Origin of the sequence: Blattabacterium cuenoti (assembly GCF_014252455.1) — a bacterium.
Lineage (GTDB): Bacteria > Bacteroidota > Bacteroidia > Flavobacteriales > Blattabacteriaceae > Blattabacterium > Blattabacterium cuenoti_R.
Genome location: NZ_CP060245.1, coordinates 255666 through 274623, shown reverse-complemented (window position 1 = coordinate 274623; position 18958 = coordinate 255666). Strand labels below are relative to the sequence as shown.

Sequence of the window (18958 nt, the reverse complement as noted above, 5' to 3'; positions counted from 1 at the left end):
GGCATATGATAAAGTAATTCTGTCATTACATCATATTATTATTCATAATGGATATTTTTTTTTACACAAAAATATTTTTTTCTCCATTAAAGGGGGTATATTATTATCTATTTATATTATATTAGATGGTAAAAATTCTTTCAATTTTTTTAAAAAAAATAAACAAAATTTGATATATACATAGGAAAGATTTTGAAATTCTTGTTCAAAGGAGTTTTTAAAAAAATTAGGAGTAAATAAATATATTTTTTTATTTACTTCTTTTATCAAACAAAGACATATTGATATAAAAAGAAAATATTTAATCAATCCTAATAAACCTCCTAACCATTTATTCAGTGGGTTCATCCATGTAAAAATAAAAATTAATTCGATAATTTTTTTCATTAAAAATGCTATAAAAATTATAAAAAAAAAGGATATTATTATAGAAATACCAGTAAAAAGTAATTTATTTTCTTTTTTTATAAAAATTTCTGAAAAATATTGAAAAATATCGATGCCTTTGTATATGCAAATAAATAAGATCATAAATCGAAATAATTGGGATATTAACCCTTTTTGGTATCCAAAATATCCTCCATATAAAACTATAATAATAATAATTAGATCTGTCATTAATATTTTTTTTATTTTTTATAAATATAAAAAACATGAAAAAAGAATTTATACAACAATTTCATATTAATTGGAATAAAGTCATTTTATATATACGAAATCATTTTGATATAGAAGGAAAAATTGATCTTATTGGAATTATTTATTTAATAGGAATTCAAGAATTAGGTAAAGGAAAAAATAGATTTTTTAATAGAGAAGATAAAATAAATATTTTACATATTGCTATATGTAGAATTTTAGAACCTTTTGGTTATTATGTGTTTATTGGAAGAGATAAAGAAGGATGGCCTCATTATTTATTAAAAAAAAATATTCCTTTTTTTAAAAAAAAGGGGAAACAATCTTTTTTCATTAAAAATGCTATTATTCATTATATGATTGAAGAAAATATTATTGATAAAATTTAAAAAAAAAATTATCATTTTTTATGGATAAAATAATGAATAAATTAAAAAAAGAAATACAAGAATTTAAGTACAAAAATTACGAAAATTTAGAATTATTTAGAATAAAATTTTTAGGAAAAAAAAAGGGGATTTTAACTCTTTTATTTAAAGAATTAAAAAAATACCCTATTAATAAAAGAAAATTTTATGGAAAAATTATTAATACTTTAAAAAAAAATGTTCAAAATAAAATACAAAGATATACTTCAAAAAAATCCTTGAAAGATGAAAATATGATCTTTGATCCTACTATTCCAGGAAAATCTATAGAAATAGGATCTATGCATCCCATATCTATTCTAAAAAATAGAATGATAGAAATATTTAGAAAAATTGGTTTTTTTTATGTAGAAGGCCCTGAAATTGAAGATGATTGGCATAATTTTACAGCTTTAAATATTCCTATTAATCATCCATCTAGGGATATGCAAGATACCTTTTTTTTATATAAAAATCCAGATATTTTATTGCGGACACATACTTCCTCTGTGCAAATACGATATATGAAAAAAAATAGTCCTCCTTTTCGGGTTTTATCTATAGGAAAAGTATTTCGTAATGAAACTATTTCCTCACGATCTCATTTTATGTTTCACCAAGCAGAAGGATTTTATATAGATAAAAAAGTTTCTTTTTCAGATCTCAAACAAACTATTCAATATTTGATAAACTCTCTTTTTGGAAAAGCAAAAATCCGATTTCGTCCTTCATATTTTCCATTCACAGAACCTAGTGCTGAAGTGGATATATATTTTGGAAATAATACCGGATGGGTAGAAATTATGGGGTGTGGAATGATAGATCCAAAAGTATTAAAAAATGTAAACATTGATTCAGAAATTTATTCTGGATTTGCTTTTGGAATAGGAATAGAGCGTTTATCTCTACTTATTTATAAAGTACATGATATTAGAATTTATTTTGATAATGATATACGTTTTTTAAGACAATTTAAAAGTGATTTTTAAAATATTATTTTTTAATAAATTTTCTTTGTCTAAAAATTTCATATAAAATTACTCCACAAGCTACTGAAACATTTAAAGATGACATCCCTTGTATGGATGGTATTTTTGTTGTTTCATAAGAAAGTTTTAAATATTTTTTAGAAATTCCATCTTTTTCATTTCCTAGAATGATAGCTGTAGGACCTGTATAATCAATTTGATACCAATAAATACTTGATTTTTCTGTAGATGAAACAATTTTTAATCCGTATTGTATTAAATATTCTATAGTTTTTTGAATATTTTTTTCTTTACATATTGGAATTTTAAATAAAGCTCCTGAAGAAGTTTTGATAGCATCAGATCCAATCATAGCCGTATTTTTTTTTGGAATAATAATAGCATCTACACCAGCACATACAGAAGTACGAACAATAGATCCAAAATTTCTGACATCTGTAATACGATCTAAAATGATTAAAAGTGGGTTTTTTCTTTTTTTATAAAACATAGGAAGTAAATCTTCTATATGATAAGTTTCGATTGGTGTAAATAGAGCAAAAACTCCTTGATGATTTTTATTTTTTAAATTATGAAATTGATTTTTAGAAACGGTATGAATAGGAATATTCTTTTTATTAGATAAATATATTAATTTTTTAATAAGAGATTCTTTTATAAATCCTTTTTTAATAAATAGTTGATGAATATTTTTTTTTGATTGAATAGCTTCTATCAATGGACGTATTCCATAAATAATTTCTAATTTTTTCTTATTCATAAATATTTTATTTTTTTTTATCAAAAATTTTTTTTAAAAATTTTTTAATAAAACATCGTAAAATATTTTTACAGAAAAAAAAAATAAACAATAAAAACAAAAGATATAAAATAAAAATAAAACCAAAACCTAAAACATAATTATTAAAATAATAGGATAAAAAAAAAGATATAGAAATGCTTAGTATAAAAAAAATAATTAAAAAAAGAATTAATAATAAAAAATTTAAAAAAATTTCTGTCATAATGAAAACAACAATTTTCATCATTTCATTTTTAAAAAATTCCAATTTTCTATTAATAAAATTTTTAATAAAGACGAACATTTATGAAATTAATAAATCAAACCGACTATTGTTTTAAGTTCCTAACTCCTCTTCTACTTGGTCCATTTTATCTATTTTATTTTTCCATTTTTCTTCAAAATTAGATTTAATTTTATGTATTTTTTTCCCAATTTTTTTACTAATTTTTTGTAAATTATCTCTTAATTTTTCAGTTTTTTTTCCTATTATATTTTTAATTTTAGATTCTTTTTTTGGAGATAATAAAATCCCTATTATTAAACCTGTCATTGTTCCTAAAATAACTCCTAAAAAAAAATTTCCTCCTTTTTTCATAAAAAAAAAACAATTTTATATTTACAATGGTTAAATTTAATCATACAATATTTATGCACAAAATTGTATTTATGTATTTAGGAAAATATTTTTATCTATGTTAGATATTAAAACAAATTTTTCTCTAAAAAATTTGAATACATTTGGAATTAATGTTTATGCACATTATTTTGTTAACGTGACACATATAGAATATATACCAAAAATTTTTGGTATATATTCTTCCATACCAAAACTTTTTTTAGGAAATGGAAGTAATATTCTTTTTTTAAAAAATTATTATCCAGGAATAGTCATAAAAATGGGTATAAAAGGAAAAAAAGTGATTATGGAAAACAATTATCAAGTAATTGTTAAAGCTTTTGGTGGAGAAAATTGGAATAACTTTGTTAGTTGGACGATAAAAAAAGGATTTAGTGGTTTAGAAAATTTATCATTTATTCCTGGAACAGTTGGATCTTCCCCTATTCAAAATATTGGAGCATATGGAGCAGAAATTAAAGATACTTTACTAGAAGTAGAAGTATATGAAACAGATAAAGGGATACTTAGAACCTTATCACGGGAAGAATGTAAACTAGAGTATCGTCATTCTTTTTTTAAAAATTCACATTTAAAAAATAAATTTTTTATTGTATCTGTTTCATTTTTATTAAACAAAAAAAATCACAAATTGAATACATCATCTATGGATCTTCAAAAAGAATTAAAACAGATGAACATTAAAAAACCTAGTATTTATGATTTAATTAAAGCAATATTGATTCTTAGAAAAAGAAAACTGCCCAATACAAAAAAAATTGGAAATGCTGGAAGTTTTTTTAGAAATCCTATAATAGGATTATTAGATTTTAAAAATTTAAAAAAGAAATATCCAACTATTACTGGATATCCTATATCTAAAAATAAAATTAAAATATCTGCGAGTTACTTAATTGAAAAAATGGGATGGAAAGGAAAAAAAATGGGGAAAGTAGGAGTATATAAAAAAAATCCTATAGTTTTAGTAAATTATGGACAAGCTAGTGGTATAGAAATATATTCTTTTTCAGAAAGAATAACTAAAGATATAAAAAAAAAATTAGGTATTTTATTAACTAGAGAAGTTCATGTCATTCGATAGTTCTTCTTTTTTTATTTATCTTTCCATATTTATGATGATAGGGTTTTTTATCAAACAATTTTAATCTATGTCAATAAATTTAGAAGAAAAATTAATCCAATATATACAAAATAAAATAAAAAAAAAACCTGATTTTGGAATTATTTTTTTAGAAAACCAATTCCTTCATACAATTATAAAGGAAATCAAAAATCCTATATCCATATCTTATGAAGAAGTTCAAAACTTTACACAAGAAAAATTTTATGGAAAATTGATATTTGGAGAAATAGAAGGAAAAAAAGTGGTTTTTTTCATAGAATTTAGTTCCTCTTTTTATTATGAAAATGAATATCCCCATTATTTTCCAATTGGAATTTGTAAAAAAATAGGCATAAATAAATTAATATTTATTAATACATCTGGGATCATAAATCCAAATTATCATAATGGAGATGTTATGTTGGTAAAAGATCATATTAATTTTTTTCCAGAAAGCCCTAATATGAAAAAATTTCTAAAAAATAATAATAATTTTTTTTGGATCAAAGAACCCTATGATATAAAAATGCTTGAAATAGCAGAAAATATTGCAATGAATCATAATATACTCATACAAAAAGGAATATATGTCGCTTTTCCATACCAAAATTATAAAACACCTGCAGAATATTCCATGATACGATCTATGGGTGGCGATAGTATTGGTAGGAATATTATTCCATACGTAATGATAGCTAAATATATGAATGTACGAGTTTTTTCTATTTCCATTCTGATGTCTTTATCGGAAAAGGAAACTTCATCATATTCTAAATTTATAGAAAAAAATATCCCTATTCTTCTTTTAATTTTTAAAGAATTTATTAAATTTTGTGATTAAAAAAAAACCTTATTATTATGTCCTATCCTATAATATATTTAGTATATTTTTTGTAATTTTAACAAAAATTTGTTTTATATTATCGTTTTCTAAAACTCCCGGAATTCCTAAATCCGAATATTCTTGTATTTTTTGTAAAATAGGAATCTCTCCAAGAAAAAAAATATTTATTTTTTTTGAAAAATTTTTAACTCCATTTTTTCCAAATAAATAATATTTTTTTTTATTGTTTAACAGATAAGACATATTTTCTATGATTCCAAGTATTGGAACATAAATAGATTTAATACGAAACATTCCTACAGATCTATGTACATCTGATAAAGCTACTTTTTGAGGAGTACTCACGAGGACTATTCCTTTTAAGGTAATTTCTTGTAAAATAGATAGGTGGATATCCCCTGTTCCTGGAGGTAAATCTATAATTAAAAAATCTAAAAAACCCCAATATGTTTCATGTATTAATTGTCTTAAAGCTTTAGTAGCCATAGGCCCTCTCCAAACAATAGCTTGCCCATATTTTGAAAAAAAACCTAAAGATAGAATATTAACTCCATACCTATGAATAGGTTTCATCACATAATTCCCTGTTTTATTTTTTTGTATAATACAAGAATCTAACTGATCTTCTTTAATATTAAACATTAATGGAATAGAAGGACCATAAATGTCTGCATCTAATAACCCTACCTTAAATCCCATTTTTACTAAAGTAACAGCTATATTAGTTGATACAGTAGATTTCCCTACTCCTCCTTTCCCAGAAGCTATAGCTATAATATTTTTTATTTTAGATATTTTTTCCGTATGAAATAATTTCATTTCTATTTTTAGACGTATTTTTTTATTTATATTTTGATTTTTTATAGTAGTGTAAATATCTTTTTCTAATTTTTTTTTTATATGCATAGTGGGATTAGATAAAATCATATATATTATGATTTCATTATGAAATACATCTATTTTTTTTACTATACCAGATTCAATAATATTTTTTTTATGATCAAAAATAAAAACATTTTCTAATGCTTTCGTAATTTTTTGTTTCATCCCAATATATGTTTTTAAGTACAAAAAAAATGTATAGATTTAATCTATATAATAATTGATATTTTGTATGTTTTTATATACTAATAAATTTACTAATATTCATACGACAATTATCGTTTTTAAATGGGGCCATTTAAAAAAAACAATGTTTTTAGAAAAATTTATTCTTTCTGATCAAGAAAGAAGATTTTTTTTTTCTTTATCAGAAAAACGAAAAAAAGAATTTTTAGGGGTACGTTATGCTCTAAAATATATAGGGATAAATATGAATATTTTTTACAATAAAAAAAGAAAACCTTTTCTTTATGATGGTGTATTAGGTAAAAAAAAAAGTATATTTCATTGAGTCATTCTTTTGAAAGAATAGCTATAGCCATTAGCTACTATCATATAGGGATAGATATAGAAAAATTACGAAAAGACAAAAAAATATTTAAAATAAAAAAAAAATTTATTAGAGAGGATGAATCTTTTTTTATTCATTCTTCTTACGAAGAAGATTATCTATATATTATATGGGGAATAAAAGAAAGTTTATATAAGTTAGATGGAGGACTTTCATACAATTTTTTAGATCACTATAAAGTTTCTCCTTTTTGCATAAAAAAGGATTATTGTATCTCTTGTTGGATCATAAAAGAATCCTATAGTAAAAAATTTTCTGCATTTTATAGAAAAATAGAAGAGCATTATTTGGTTTATATTATAGATAATGAATGAATGGATAAAGATTCTTTTATACCCTACAAATAATAGTAGTTTAATACATATTCTTTTAGAATTTATCGCTGTCATATTTTGTATATGCAGTGTAATTTTTGCGAAAAATTATAACATATGGTTGTATCCATTAGGAATAATAAGTACAATTATATATAGTTATTTAACTTTTTTTACTTCTCTTTATGGAGATTTTCTGATTAATATATATTATACAGTAATGAGTTTTTATGGATGGTATATATGGATATACAAAAAGGATAAAAACAATAAAAAAATACCTATAACATTTTCGGATACACAAGATTATGTATATACTTTTTTATTATTTGTTTTTACTTTTATTATTAGTATAATGGTTTATGGTTTTACTAGAAAAGTTTTATCTCATTATGATTGGATGGATATTTTAACAACGGGAATTTTTTTTTCTGGTATGTATCAGATGGCTATAAAAAAAGTAGAAAATTGGATATTTTTTATGATGGGAAATATCATATCCGTTCCTATTTATTTTTTAAAAGGTTTTATATTAACAGGTTTTTTATTTATTTTCCTTTCATTTATAGCTATAACAGGTTATATTGTTTGGAAAAATAAAGCAATAAAAAATTTATAAGGGGTTTTTCAGTATGTGATGAATCACTCCATAAATATTATCAAATTCTATTTCTTTTCTTTTTTGTATATTTTTTACTCGTATTTTCTTTTTTTCTATTTCATTTTTTCCTATAATAATAACAAATGGAATATGATTATCATTAGCATATTTAAATTGTTTATGAATCCTAATGAAATTAGGATATAACTGAGTAGAAATTCCTTTTTTTCTTAAAAAATTTATCATAGGATAGGCATATAAAACTTCTTCATCTCCGAAATTAATAAATAAAACTTTAGAAGGAAAATTAGAAATATTTTGTAATAAATTTTTTTTATCCATAGATAAATATATTCTATCTAACCCCAAAGAAACTCCTACTCCAGAAATATTTTTAATTCCAAAAAAACTAGATAGTTGATCATAACGGCCTCCTCCCCCAATAGAATTTTTTTTATCATCTACTTGATAATAATTATTATTATGATTATATGGATATATTTCAAATATAGTCCCTGTATAATAATTCATCCCTCTAGCTAAAGAAAGATCCCATTTTAATTTTGTTTTTTTTAAAGAAATTTTTTTTATCTTTTGAAAGATAAAATTAAGATCTTTTATTCCCTTTTTTCCTCTTTTATAAGATTGTAAAGCCTTGATGAAATATTCCATTTTTTTTGAAAAATTTTCTTTTTTATCTAAATCTAAAAAATAGGAAATTTTTTCAAAAGATTTGGGAGTAATTCCTTTCCGAAGCATTTCTTTTTTCACTATATGTTTTCCCATTTTATTCCATTTATCTAAAGAGGTAGTAAAATCTTTCCATAAATTATTTGATATTCCAGCAATTTCTATTAATCCACCTAAAATATCCCTATGATTCATATGTATGATAATAGGAAAATTTAATTTTGTAAAAATATCGTCACAAAGTTTAATTAATTCAATTTCTTGCCATAAGGATACGTCATATCCTATTATATCTGCATCACATTGATAAAATTCTCTAAATCTTTCTTTTTGTGGTTTATCTGCACGCCATACTGGTTGGATTTGATATCTTTTAAAAGGAAAAATAATTTCATTTCTATGCATACCAACATAACGGACAAAAGGAACAGTTAAATCATATATAAGTGCTTTATTGGATAAACGTGTTATTAAAAAATTATAAAGAAGATCCATAGTCATTTTTTTATTTTTTTTAAAAAAATTGGAAATTTCTTTTTTTAAAAAATTACCTGAATGAAGTAATTTAAACATTAAGTAATCCCCTTCTATTCCATATTTACCTATAAGAGTCGAAATATTTTCAAAGGAAGGAGTTGCTATAGGAGAAAACCCAAAAAGTTCAAATTTTTTTCTCATTACTTGAATGATATAGTTTCTTTTATTCATCTCTATAGATGAAAAATCTCTGGTTCCTTTTGGTCTATTATAATCCATTAGACATCATATATAATATGTTTATTGACACAAATCCTCATTTTTATTCTTTTCTTTTATAATAGGATGATCTATTTTTAGACTTTTTTTTTCCCCTTTTACTTTATAAGGAAGAGGAATATCGTAATTATCTTCTAACATATATTTTTGATTTTTATTATCATCAACTAAAGAATTAGAAGTAGGATGAATAGCTTTATTAAAGATATTTTTTTTTAAAAAAACCCCCTGATTTTTATCATCATATTGTTCGTACCTATTATAGGTATTTTTTTTATAATAAAAAGGTTCTATACTTTTATTTTTTGTAGCATAAGTAGTAGTATTAAGTCCTTTTGTTAATTTTTGTTTATTATAAGGATCTTCTAATCTATGAAATATTTTTTTTTCTTCATGATTAATAGCTCTTTGTACTTCCGTTGGAAATCCAGTTGCTACTATAGTAACTGAAATACTTTCTTCTAAACTTTCGTCTTCTCCTATCCCCATAATGATATTAGCATTATTACCAGCCTCTGCTTGTATATAATCACTAATGATTCCTATCTCATCTATCGTAATTTCAATTTTTCCTGAAACAATAAGTAAAAGAACATTTTTAGCCCCTTTAATTTTATTATCATTTAATAATGGAGAATCTAAAGCTTGTCCAACGGCTTCTTTTGCTCTATTTTCACCAACAGAAATAGCGGATCCCATTACTGCAGTTCCACTTTCTTTAAGAACCGTTCTAGTATCTCTTAAATCAATATTTTGTTTATAATGGTGAGTTATGACTTCTGCAATTCCTTTAGCGGCTGTAGTTAGTACTTCATCTGCCTTTGCAAAACCTGCTTTAAATCCAAGATTTCCATATAATTCTCTCAATTTATCATTATTAATCACAATTAGAGAATCTACATTCTTTCTTAAAGATTCTATTCCTTTTTGAGCTTGTTTTAATCTCATTTTTCCTTCAAAATGAAATGGAATCGTAACAATTCCTACAGTAAGAATTCCTTTTTCTTTAGAAATTCCAGCAATTATTGGAGCTGCACCTGTTCCTGTGCCTCCTCCCATTCCTGCTGTAATGAAGGTCATTTTTGTATTAGAATCTAAAATACTTTTTATTTCCTCTAAACTTTCTAAAGCGGCTTTTTCTCCTATTTCTGGATCTGCTCCTGCACCTAATCCTTCTGTTATAGAAGCTCCTAATTGAATTTTTATTGGTACGGGATTATTATTTAAAGCCTGTGCATCCGTATTACAGGCTATAAAATCTACACCAGTAATTCCTTGTTCAAACATATAGCTTAAAGCATTACTTCCACCTCCTCCTACACCAATTACTTTTATAGAAGCTGAACGATTTTTAGAAAATCCAAATGTAACGTTCTCTTTTTTTTGTATAAAATTTTCTTTTTTCATTTTTTATTATTCTGTATCATTCAGTATTTGACGGAATTTATCTGCCCAAATTTCAAGAAAAGATTTATTCTTCTTATTTTTTTTCTTTTTTAAAGAATGCTTATTATTTTCTTTATTTAAGTGAGTATTTTTATATTCAAATTGAGAAGATAAAATATCATCCTCATATCTTCTATCATGATTATTTTCCCCTATTACTGTTGTTGTAGTAGTACAAATATATTTTTTCTTATCTTCAATCCCTTTGATCACTAACCCTATAGATGTAGAATATTCTGGATTACTGATCATTCCATTTTCTCCTACAGCAATATGCTCATTAGAATAACCTATACGTACATCCATTCCAGTAATATATTCTGTTAAAGGACGAATATGTTTTAATTGAGATCCTCCTCCTGTCATTACTATACCAGCAATAAGTCGTTTTTTTTGTTCTTCATTTCCATAATTTTTTATTTCTATATTTACTTGTTCTAATATTTCACCTACTCGTGTATGAATAATTTTTGAAAGACGTTTTAAGGAAATCTCCTTGGGGTCTCTCCCTCTCAATCCAGGTATGCAAACAATTTCTGTTTCTTTATTTTCTCCAGGCCATGCTGATCCAAATTTTAGTTTTAATAATTCTGCTTGTCTTTCAATAATTAAACAATTAGTTTTAATATTTTCAGTAATCATATTTCCTCCAAAAGGAATGACTGCGGTATGACGAATAATATTATCTTTAAATATCGCAATATCAGTTGTCCCTCCTCCAATATCTACTAAAGCAACACCAGCTTCCCTTTCTTCTATATTTAAAACAGCCTCAGCAGAGGCTAAAGGTTCTAAAGTAAGACCAGATAAATTCAATCCTGCAGCTTTTACACATCTTCCAATATTTCTAATAGAAGAAATTTGTCCTACTACTACATGAAAATTAGCTTCTAAACGACTTCCATACATCCCTATAGGTTCTACAATTTCGGATTGACTATCTACTTTATATTCTTGTGGAAGTACATGAATAATTTCTTCTCCTGGGAGCATAACTAATTTATGTACTTGATTAATTAATTTTTGTATATCTTTTATATTAATAACATTTTCAAAATCTAATCTAGTGATATAATCATTATGTTGTAAGCTTCTTATATGTTGTCCTGCAATACCAACAATAACTTCTTTAATTTTTAAACCAGAACTATGTTCTGCCTCATTGACTGCTTCACGAATAGATTCAATTGTTTGAGTTATATTGTTCACTACCCCTCTATGTACACCTATACTTTTTGATCTACCGATGCCTAAAATTTCAATTTTATTATATTCATTTATCCTTCCTACCATAGCTACAATCTTCGTAGTACCTACATCAAGCCCTATAGCTATATCTTGATATTCCATAGACTTATCTTTTTTTTGCGACTACTTGGTCATTATATTGTAAATCAATACTTTTATATTGATTAATATCTATTTTATTTATATATTGCTTATAAAAAGCTTTTAATTTTTTCAATTTACTTTTAAAATTATTTAGATCTCCTAATATAATATGATGATTTCCTATTTTTGGAATTAAAATAAATATGTTAGACCCAATTTTTTTTTTTATACTAATAATTTGATGATTTAATAATTCATCAGAATTTATTGTATTTATTAAATCTACTAAATATTTTTTTTCTTTTTTTGAAAAAAATCCTTTTGCCAATATTACTTTTGAAGAATAAAAAGAAGAAAGTTCTAAATTTTCCGCTTCTTTAGTAAGATAATATTCTTGATTTCCATTTTTTATTCTTAAAATTGGTTCTTTTTGAACAATTTTAATATTTAGAGTTCCATCTACACTAAAAAATACTTCAGCTTTTTTTATAAAAGGGTAATTATTTAATTTTTTTTCCATTTTTAATATACATAATTGACCTATTTTTTTTTCAATTTTTTCTATTCTAGAAAATAGAATATTTTTAATAATCATTTCATTGATAAAACGATCATTTGATAATGGATGAATAATTATATTTAACTTTTTTAAACTTCTTTTTTTATGTATTTTTTTAGAAAAAGAAAATAAAAATATCATAAAAATTATATATAATATTAAAATAAGGATAAAGATTTTTTTTTTTTTTCTCATTTATTTATCCATATTTTTTATATAACCATTTTTTTATTGGAATAATTAAAGAATCAATATTACCCGCACCTATTGTAAGTATAATATCAAATTTTTTTTTTTCAATCTTTTCTAAAACTTTTTCGATAGTAGATACTTCTTTATTTTGATAATTCATTTTGATTTTATCTAATAAATAATGAGAACTAATTCCATCAATAGGTAATTCTCTAGCTGGATAAATATCTAATAAAATTAAAAGGTCTAATTTTTCTAAACTTTTTGCAAAATTTTTTTCAAAAAATTTGGTTCTACTAAATAAATGTGGTTGAAAAATACCTAATATTTTTTTATATGGGTAACACTTTCTAAGTGTACTAATTAGTGCGTTAATTTCTGTAGGATGATGAGCATAATCATCTATATATATTTTTTTTTTAGATTTATAATGGATAGAATATCTTCTTTTAATCCCTTTAAATAAAAATAAGGATTTTCTAATATCTTCATGATTAATTTTTAAATAATCAGATATAGCTAATGCAGCTGTTACATTTTTTAAATTATGTTTTCCTGGAATAGGTAATGGTAAAGATTTCCATGTTTCTTTTGGAGTATGAAAATCAAAATACCATTGATCTTCTTTTATAGTAAGATGATTCGAATAATAATTATCTTTATCTACATTTTTTCCTATAGAATAATATATAGCGTTTTTAATATTATATGGAAAAGATTCTTCTTTACAAAGAAAAATTTTTTTATAAGGATTTTTGATTTTATGGGAAAATTTGACATATGCCTGAATCAAGGTTTCTTTTTTAGGATAAGTATCTATATGATCTTGATCTAAAGACGTAATACATGCTATATTTGGAGATAAATATAAAAAAGATTGGTCAAATTCGTCTGCTTCTACCAAAAAAAAATCCGTTCCATTTAAAATAATATTAGATTGATAATTTTCAGATATTCCCCCTAAAAAAGCGGTAAATTTTTTTCCAGTACTATATAATATATGGCCTAATAAAGTACAAGTAGTTGTTTTACCATGTGTTCCTCCTATAGCTATACAAATTTTATTTTTTGTAATTAAACCTAATACTTGAGAACGTTTTTTGATATTTTTTCCATATTTTTTTATAAAATTCCATTGTTTATTATTTTCTGTTTGAATTGCTGGGGTATAAATAATTAAGCATTTAGTAGAATGGATCCATTTAGGTAAAAGATTGATATTATCATGATAATGAATGAAAATTCCTTTTTGTTCTAATTTATATGTTAAAAGTGTTCTATATCTATCATATCCATAAACTTTTTTACCCATAGAATGAAAATATATGGCTAATGAACTCATCCCGATCCCTCCTATTCCTATAAAGTATAAAGCCTCAATTTTTTTAAAATTCATAAAATAATTTGTAAAATTTCTTTAACAATATCGTTTGTTGCTTCAGGTTTTCCTAATTGTAAAATATTTTTACTCATTTTTTTTTTTTTTATAGAATCATTAAGTAGTTTGATAGTAGAATCTACTAATTTTTTTTCTATTTCCTCATTTTTAATTATTAAAGCGGCCTCTTTTTCCTCCAAAATTTTAGCATTTTTATTTTGATGATCATCAGAAGACCAAGGAAAAGGAATTAATATAGAAGGTTTTCCTATTAAACAGACTTCTGATATAGTTAAAGCACCAGCTCTAGATACAATGATATCTGCTGCTGCATAACACATGGAAATATCTTCAATAAATTCCATGAAAATAAAATTTTTATGATGGGAAAACCTATTTTTTGCAATTGTATGAATATCTATTTTTCCTACTTGTAAAATGAGTTGTATATCTAAATCTATTAATTTTTTTAATCCTTTCATCCAAGCATTATTGATACTATTAGATCCTTGACTTCCTCCTATAGATAAAATAATAGGTCTATCTATTTTTAATCCTAAATGAATACAAGCTTTTTCTTTACTATTCTTTTTTTTTATAATTTCATATCTTACTGGATTTCCAGTTACTATCGTTTTTTCTTTTGGAAAATATTTTTTTGCTTCTTCATAAGCAATACAAATTTTTTTAGCATAATGAGAAAATTTTCTATTAGTCCATCCAGGAAAAGAATTTTGTTCTTGAAGGAGAATCGGTATTTTTTTTTTTTTAGCAGCATATATAGTTGGAAAACTCACGAAACCCCCCGTTCCAATAACTATATCTGGAGAAAATTTTTTTATAATTTTTTTAACTAAAAAAAAACTATAGATCAATTCTATTAATAAAATCAATACTTTTATAGAAAAAAATTTATTTTTTCCACCTGAAATACAAATTTTTTCAATTTTATATCCAAATTTAGGAATTTCTTGCATTTCCATGTGTTTTTTAGATCCAATAAATAAAATATCTACTGTTGGAATATTTTTTTTAAGTTTATCAGCTATAGCTATCCCTGGATAAATATGACCTCCAGTTCCTCCACTACTAATAATTATTTTTTTTATTGAATTATTCTTCATAATTATGAATCATAAATCATTCTACTTACACTTAATATTATTCCAAAACTAAAAAAAGTAACCCACATAGAAGTACCTCCAGCGCTAATAAGTGGTAAAGTTTGTCCTGTTACAGGAAATAAACCAACAGCAATCCCCATATGAATAAGTGCTTGATTAATAATAGGTAAACCAACAGAAAGGACCAATAAAGTACAAAAATAATTTTGTACTTTAGTAGCAATAATCATAATTCTAAGTAAAATAAGAAGATAAATAAATAAAAGTATAACTCCACCAATAGATCCATATTCTTCTATAATAATAGCATAAATAAAATCTGAAGAAGATTGTGGAAGGAAAGCCTTTAAAACACTTTTCCCAGGTCCACGACCAAATGTATTTCCTAATACAATAGCAGTTTTAGATTGTTTCATTTGATAAGTTTCTTCAGAGTCATTATATAAAAAATTTTCTATACGACTTTTCCATGTATAAACTCTATTACTCATGGGATTTTTTTCACTCCATTGTATTACATAATAAATATATATTCCTGCAGATAATATCCCCATCAATAATATACCTATTACTCCTATAAATGGATACCCTCCTATAAAAAGAATAATTAAAACAGAAATAAAAACAATAATTGCGGTAGATCCATTAGATGGGAATATTAATCCAATAATAAAAAATATAGGAAAAATTAAGGGAAAGAACGTCTGAATAAAATTCAGACGTTCTTTCTTTTTTTTAGATAAAAATTTAGAACAGTAAATAAAAAGAACTAATCCAGCAATACTAGAAGTTTGAAAAGATATATTAATAATGGGAATATGTAACCAACGAGAAGCATTTACCCCATTGAATGTTTTACCCTGTAAAATTGTAAAAATTAGCAAAATGAATATTATGGGAATTGAAAATATAGACAACCGATAAAAATATTTATAATCTATAAACTGAGTAAAAAAAAGGATACAAAAACCAATTATTAAAAAAATAGTATGTTTGAATAAATAACTAAAAACGGTATTATTCCCTCCATATGTAGTAACTAAATTTGTACTTGCAGAATAAACTGGTAAAAAAGAAAATAATGCTAATAAACTAATAAATGCCCATAAATATCTATCTCCTTTGATATATTTTTTAAAAAAAATATCTATTTTTTTCATAGAAAAGCTTTCTTACTTCTTTTTTAAATTTCATACCTCTTTCTTTATAATCTTTAAAAAGATCAAAACTAGAACCGGAAGGAGAAAAAAGAATATTATCTCCAGGAATAGATAATATATATGCCATACGAACAGCTTTTTTAATATTTTCTGTTTCTCTAATAATAGAAATAATATTTTGAAAACAATTAATAAATTTTTTATTTTTTTTTCCTAAAAAAATAATAGCTTTTACTTTTTTTTTAACTAAGTAAAAAATCTCTCTATAATCATTTCCTTTATCTTTACCTCCAGCAATCCATATAATAGGAGAACTTAAACTTTTTAATGCATAAAAAACGGCATTCACATTAGTAGCTTTAGAATCATTAATAAATTCTACTCCATTTATATTTAATACTTTTTCCATACGATGTTCTAAAATTGGAAAATATAATAAAGTCTGTTTAATAAATTTTTTATTAATATTTAATATTTCGGAGATCAGGACAGACGCTAATATATTATAAATATTATGATCTCCTTTTAAAGGTATTTTTTCTATATTTAAAAAACATATTTCTTGATGTCCTTTATGACGAATAAATATATTATTATACTTTATATAAGCTCCTATATATAATTCTTCATTAATAGAAAAAGGGATACAATTATTGGATCCTATTTGATATTTTTTCAATCCTTTTCTAATGATAGGATCATCATGATTATAAATTAAAATATCTTCTTTATTTTTATGAATAGCAATTTTAAATTTAGAATAAGTATAATCTTCAATATTATTATATCTATTCAAATGATCTCTTTGAATATTTAATAATACGGAAATATTGGAACGAAATTTTAAACAATCATCTAGTTGAAAACTACTAATTTCTAATACATAAATATCTTTTTTTTTCAAAACTTCTTTGGAAAAACTACGTCCAATATTTCCTGCTATTCCTACATGAAGACCTGCTTTTTTTAGTATTTTATAAACTATGGAAGTAGTGGTCGTCTTTCCATTACTTCCTGTAATACTAATGATATAAGAATTATTAAGATAAGTTTTTCCAAATTCTAATTCAGAAATTATTGGTATTCCAAATAAATTTATTTTTTTTATTAATGAGTTATTTCTAGAAATACCAGGACTTTTTATTACTTTTTTAGCTTTAAAAATTAAACTGTTTGTATGTCCCTTTTCTTCAAAAGGAATTCTATTTTCTATTAAAATTCTTTTATTCCTTTGTAAAATAATACCAGAATCGGATACAAATATATTTAACCCCATTTTTTTAGCTAATAAAGCAGCTCCTACTCCACTTTCTCCTCCACCTAATATAACTATTAAATTTTTTTTCATATAATTATTAAAATAAAAACTACTATAGAAAGAATCATTTGTAGAATGAAAAAAAAATTAAATATTTTATTTTCATGATACCCTATCATTTGAAAATGATGATGTAAAGGAGCCATAAGAAAAATTCTTTTTCCTATTCCATATTTTTTTTTAGAATATTTAAAATACCATACTTGGACTATAACTGATAAATTTTCTATTAAAAAAATACCACATAAAATAGGAATAATTAATTCTTTTTTAAGTATTATGGATATAACTGATATGACACTTCCTATCGTTAAACTTCCAGTATCTCCCATAAAAATTTTTGCTGGATAAATATTATACCAAAGAAACCCAATTAAAGATCCTAAAAACGAAAAAGAAAATATAAGTATTTCTCCTATATTAGGAATATAGATACAATGAAAATAATCAGAATAAATTTTTTTACTAGAAAGAAAGGTAAATATAGATAAAGTAACGAAAATTATAGAAGAAATTCCAGCGGTTAAACCATCTATTCCATCAGTTAAATTGGCGCCATTGGATACGGATATAATAATAATAACTACTATAGGAATAAAAATTATCCAAACATATTTTTTCCATTGTTTATTATACCAACTTAAAATATATGTGTAATTAAATTCCTTTTTTTTACTAAAAATCGGAAGAGTAGTTTTAAATCTATCTTCTTTTTTGTAGAAATGTTTTTTTGCATATTCATGATGAGATAATTCTTTAATTGGAAAAATTTTTTTATGAAAAGACATGGTCGTTCCGATAAAAATTCCTAAAATTATTTGACCTAATATTTTCCCAAATACACTAAGTCCATTTTTATGATATTTTATTTTAATATAATCATCTATAAATCCAATTAATCCCATCCATAATGTAGTTATAATCAGGATAATTATATATATATTAAAAATAGAAAAAATTACTGTAGGAATTAATGCAGAAATGATAATAATAATTCCTCCCATTGTAGGAGTCCCTTCTTTTTCTTTTTGTCCTATAATTCCAATATCTCGGATATGTTCTCTTATATGTTTTTTTTTATCATTCCAAAATATCATTTTTTTATTCAAAAACAAAGCTATACCAATGGATAAAATAAAAGAGATTATAGCTCTAACAAAAAGAGAATTAATTAAATAAGGAAAAAAATATTGAAAAAAAATAGGAATAATTATCATACCTATTTGATGATTT

The 18958-nt window shown here is 23.6% G+C and carries 20 protein-coding genes; 7 read left to right on the top strand and 13 right to left on the bottom strand.

All coding sequences use genetic code 11. The features are described from left to right. Positions 1–111: 111 nt before the first annotated feature. Positions 112–618, bottom strand: coding sequence for a CvpA family protein (locus H0H56_RS01315; protein ID WP_238858486.1), 507 nt, complete (start codon positions 616–618; stop codon positions 112–114). 35 nt (positions 619–653) lie between these two features. Between H0H56_RS01315 and H0H56_RS01310 the strand changes: the two genes are divergently transcribed. Both H0H56_RS01310 and pheS read left to right on the top strand, forming a co-directional pair. Beyond that, entirely contained in the window at positions 654–1028 is a 375-nt protein-coding gene (locus tag H0H56_RS01310; RefSeq protein ID WP_185874072.1) for a hypothetical protein, read from the top strand. 20 nt (positions 1029–1048) lie between these two features. After that, entirely contained in the window at positions 1049–2035 is a 987-nt protein-coding gene (gene pheS / locus H0H56_RS01305; RefSeq protein WP_185874071.1) for a phenylalanine--tRNA ligase subunit alpha, read from the top strand. A 4-nt stretch (positions 2036–2039) separates the two neighbouring features. On the opposite strand, the gene rlmB is transcribed toward pheS, so the two are convergent. After that, on the bottom strand, positions 2040–2795 hold the full coding sequence (gene rlmB, locus H0H56_RS01300; protein WP_185874070.1) for a 23S rRNA (guanosine(2251)-2'-O)-methyltransferase RlmB: 756 nt from the start codon (positions 2793–2795) through the stop codon (positions 2040–2042). A gap of 358 nt (positions 2796–3153) precedes the next feature. Further along, positions 3154–3414: a YtxH domain-containing protein gene (locus H0H56_RS01295; RefSeq protein ID WP_185874069.1), complete on the bottom strand. Its 261-nt coding sequence runs from the start codon at positions 3412–3414 to the stop codon at positions 3154–3156. A gap of 97 nt (positions 3415–3511) precedes the next feature. Between H0H56_RS01295 and murB the strand changes: the two genes are divergently transcribed. Both murB and H0H56_RS01285 read left to right on the top strand, forming a co-directional pair. Next, positions 3512–4537, top strand: a complete 1026-nt coding sequence (gene murB, locus H0H56_RS01290) for a UDP-N-acetylmuramate dehydrogenase (RefSeq protein WP_185874068.1) — start codon at positions 3512–3514, stop codon at positions 4535–4537. A 67-nt stretch (positions 4538–4604) separates the two neighbouring features. Then, positions 4605–5399, top strand: coding sequence for a purine-nucleoside phosphorylase (locus tag H0H56_RS01285; protein WP_185874067.1), 795 nt, complete (start codon positions 4605–4607; stop codon positions 5397–5399). 27 nt (positions 5400–5426) lie between these two features. Here the strand turns inward: H0H56_RS01285 and H0H56_RS01280 are convergent, their stop codons facing one another. Further along, positions 5427–6449: an Mrp/NBP35 family ATP-binding protein gene (locus H0H56_RS01280; protein ID WP_185874066.1), complete on the bottom strand. Its 1023-nt coding sequence runs from the start codon at positions 6447–6449 to the stop codon at positions 5427–5429. Positions 6450–6516: 67 nt separating this feature from the next. Between H0H56_RS01280 and H0H56_RS03040 the strand changes: the two genes are divergently transcribed. The 3 genes from H0H56_RS03040 to pnuC are packed head-to-tail and all read left to right on the top strand — an operon-like array spanning position 6517 to position 7788. Next, positions 6517–6795, top strand: a complete 279-nt coding sequence (locus H0H56_RS03040; protein ID WP_238858485.1) for a holo-ACP synthase — start codon at positions 6517–6519, stop codon at positions 6793–6795. Beyond that, on the top strand, positions 6792–7169 hold the full coding sequence (locus tag H0H56_RS03035; protein ID WP_238858484.1) for a 4'-phosphopantetheinyl transferase superfamily protein: 378 nt from the start codon (positions 6792–6794) through the stop codon (positions 7167–7169). The genes H0H56_RS03040 and H0H56_RS03035 overlap by 4 nt, the downstream gene beginning before the upstream one ends. Next, positions 7162–7788: a nicotinamide riboside transporter PnuC gene (gene pnuC, locus H0H56_RS01270; protein WP_185874065.1), complete on the top strand. Its 627-nt coding sequence runs from the start codon at positions 7162–7164 to the stop codon at positions 7786–7788. Before H0H56_RS03035 ends, pnuC begins: the two co-directional genes overlap by 8 nt. Here pnuC and hisS read toward each other — a convergent pair. The 9 genes from hisS to mraY are packed head-to-tail and all read right to left on the bottom strand — an operon-like array spanning position 7783 to position 18942. Then, positions 7783–9216, bottom strand: coding sequence for a histidine--tRNA ligase (hisS, locus tag H0H56_RS01265; protein ID WP_185874064.1), 1434 nt, complete (start codon positions 9214–9216; stop codon positions 7783–7785). The genes pnuC and hisS overlap by 6 nt on opposite strands. Positions 9217–9237: 21 nt before the next feature. Further along, positions 9238–10623 carry a cell division protein FtsZ gene (gene ftsZ / locus H0H56_RS01260; RefSeq protein ID WP_185874063.1) on the bottom strand — a complete coding sequence of 462 codons (1386 nt, stop codon included), beginning with the start codon at positions 10621–10623 and terminating at the stop codon, positions 9238–9240. Positions 10624–10629: 6 nt separating this feature from the next. Then, a complete protein-coding gene (gene ftsA / locus H0H56_RS01255; RefSeq protein WP_185874062.1) occupies positions 10630–12012 on the bottom strand; it encodes a cell division protein FtsA in 1383 nt (460 codons plus the stop codon). 4 nt (positions 12013–12016) lie between these two features. After that, complete coding sequence (locus H0H56_RS01250; RefSeq protein ID WP_238858483.1) at positions 12017–12694, bottom strand: cell division protein FtsQ/DivIB; 678 nt, start codon at positions 12692–12694, stop codon at positions 12017–12019. A 58-nt stretch (positions 12695–12752) separates the two neighbouring features. Beyond that, positions 12753–14141 (bottom strand): UDP-N-acetylmuramate--L-alanine ligase, encoded by a 1389-nt coding sequence (gene murC / locus H0H56_RS01245; protein WP_185874060.1) that lies wholly within the window; start codon positions 14139–14141, stop codon positions 12753–12755. Then, positions 14138–15247 (bottom strand): undecaprenyldiphospho-muramoylpentapeptide beta-N-acetylglucosaminyltransferase, encoded by a 1110-nt coding sequence (gene murG / locus H0H56_RS01240; RefSeq protein WP_185874059.1) that lies wholly within the window; start codon positions 15245–15247, stop codon positions 14138–14140. Before murG ends, murC begins: the two co-directional genes overlap by 4 nt. A 2-nt stretch (positions 15248–15249) precedes the next feature. Further along, on the bottom strand, positions 15250–16407 hold the full coding sequence (locus H0H56_RS01235; RefSeq protein WP_185874058.1) for an FtsW/RodA/SpoVE family cell cycle protein: 1158 nt from the start codon (positions 16405–16407) through the stop codon (positions 15250–15252). Beyond that, on the bottom strand, positions 16382–17755 hold the full coding sequence (gene murD, locus H0H56_RS01230) for a UDP-N-acetylmuramoyl-L-alanine--D-glutamate ligase (RefSeq protein WP_185874057.1): 1374 nt from the start codon (positions 17753–17755) through the stop codon (positions 16382–16384). The genes H0H56_RS01235 and murD overlap by 26 nt, the downstream gene beginning before the upstream one ends. After that, positions 17752–18942, bottom strand: coding sequence for a phospho-N-acetylmuramoyl-pentapeptide-transferase (gene mraY / locus H0H56_RS01225; RefSeq protein WP_185874056.1), 1191 nt, complete (start codon positions 18940–18942; stop codon positions 17752–17754). The genes murD and mraY overlap by 4 nt, the downstream gene beginning before the upstream one ends. Between the last annotated feature and the right edge of the window lie 16 nt (positions 18943–18958).

Excerpts from the sequence above, each read along its gene's own strand:
- ftsZ (WP_185874063.1), bottom strand. The coding sequence starts at position 10,623 with ATGAAAAAAGAAAATTTTATACAAAAAAAAGAGAACGTTACATTTGGA.
- H0H56_RS01235 (WP_185874058.1), bottom strand. The coding sequence starts at position 16,407 with ATGAAAAAAATAGATATTTTTTTTAAAAAATATATCAAAGGAGATAGA.
- ftsA (WP_185874062.1), bottom strand. The coding sequence starts at position 12,012 with ATGGAATATCAAGATATAGCTATAGGGCTTGATGTAGGTACTACGAAG.
- H0H56_RS03040 (WP_238858485.1), top strand. The coding sequence starts at position 6,517 with ATGTTTTTATATACTAATAAATTTACTAATATTCATACGACAATTATC.
- H0H56_RS01250 (WP_238858483.1), bottom strand. The coding sequence starts at position 12,694 with ATGATATTTTTATTTTCTTTTTCTAAAAAAATACATAAAAAAAGAAGT.
- murG (WP_185874059.1), bottom strand. The coding sequence starts at position 15,247 with ATGAAGAATAATTCAATAAAAAAAATAATTATTAGTAGTGGAGGAACT.
- rlmB (WP_185874070.1), bottom strand. The coding sequence starts at position 2,795 with ATGAATAAGAAAAAATTAGAAATTATTTATGGAATACGTCCATTGATA.
- H0H56_RS01315 (WP_238858486.1), bottom strand. The coding sequence starts at position 618 with ATGACAGATCTAATTATTATTATTATAGTTTTATATGGAGGATATTTT.
- hisS (WP_185874064.1), bottom strand. The coding sequence starts at position 9,216 with ATGGATTATAATAGACCAAAAGGAACCAGAGATTTTTCATCTATAGAG.
- H0H56_RS01280 (WP_185874066.1), bottom strand. The coding sequence starts at position 6,449 with ATGAAACAAAAAATTACGAAAGCATTAGAAAATGTTTTTATTTTTGAT.
- murB (WP_185874068.1), top strand. The coding sequence starts at position 3,512 with ATGTTAGATATTAAAACAAATTTTTCTCTAAAAAATTTGAATACATTT.
- murD (WP_185874057.1), bottom strand. The coding sequence starts at position 17,755 with ATGAAAAAAAATTTAATAGTTATATTAGGTGGAGGAGAAAGTGGAGTA.
- mraY (WP_185874056.1), bottom strand. The coding sequence starts at position 18,942 with ATGATAATTATTCCTATTTTTTTTCAATATTTTTTTCCTTATTTAATT.
- murC (WP_185874060.1), bottom strand. The coding sequence starts at position 14,141 with ATGAATTTTAAAAAAATTGAGGCTTTATACTTTATAGGAATAGGAGGG.
- pheS (WP_185874071.1), top strand. The coding sequence starts at position 1,049 with ATGGATAAAATAATGAATAAATTAAAAAAAGAAATACAAGAATTTAAG.
- H0H56_RS01295 (WP_185874069.1), bottom strand. The coding sequence starts at position 3,414 with ATGAAAAAAGGAGGAAATTTTTTTTTAGGAGTTATTTTAGGAACAATG.
- H0H56_RS01285 (WP_185874067.1), top strand. The coding sequence starts at position 4,605 with ATGTCAATAAATTTAGAAGAAAAATTAATCCAATATATACAAAATAAA.
- H0H56_RS01310 (WP_185874072.1), top strand. The coding sequence starts at position 654 with ATGAAAAAAGAATTTATACAACAATTTCATATTAATTGGAATAAAGTC.
- pnuC (WP_185874065.1), top strand. The coding sequence starts at position 7,162 with ATGAATGAATGGATAAAGATTCTTTTATACCCTACAAATAATAGTAGT.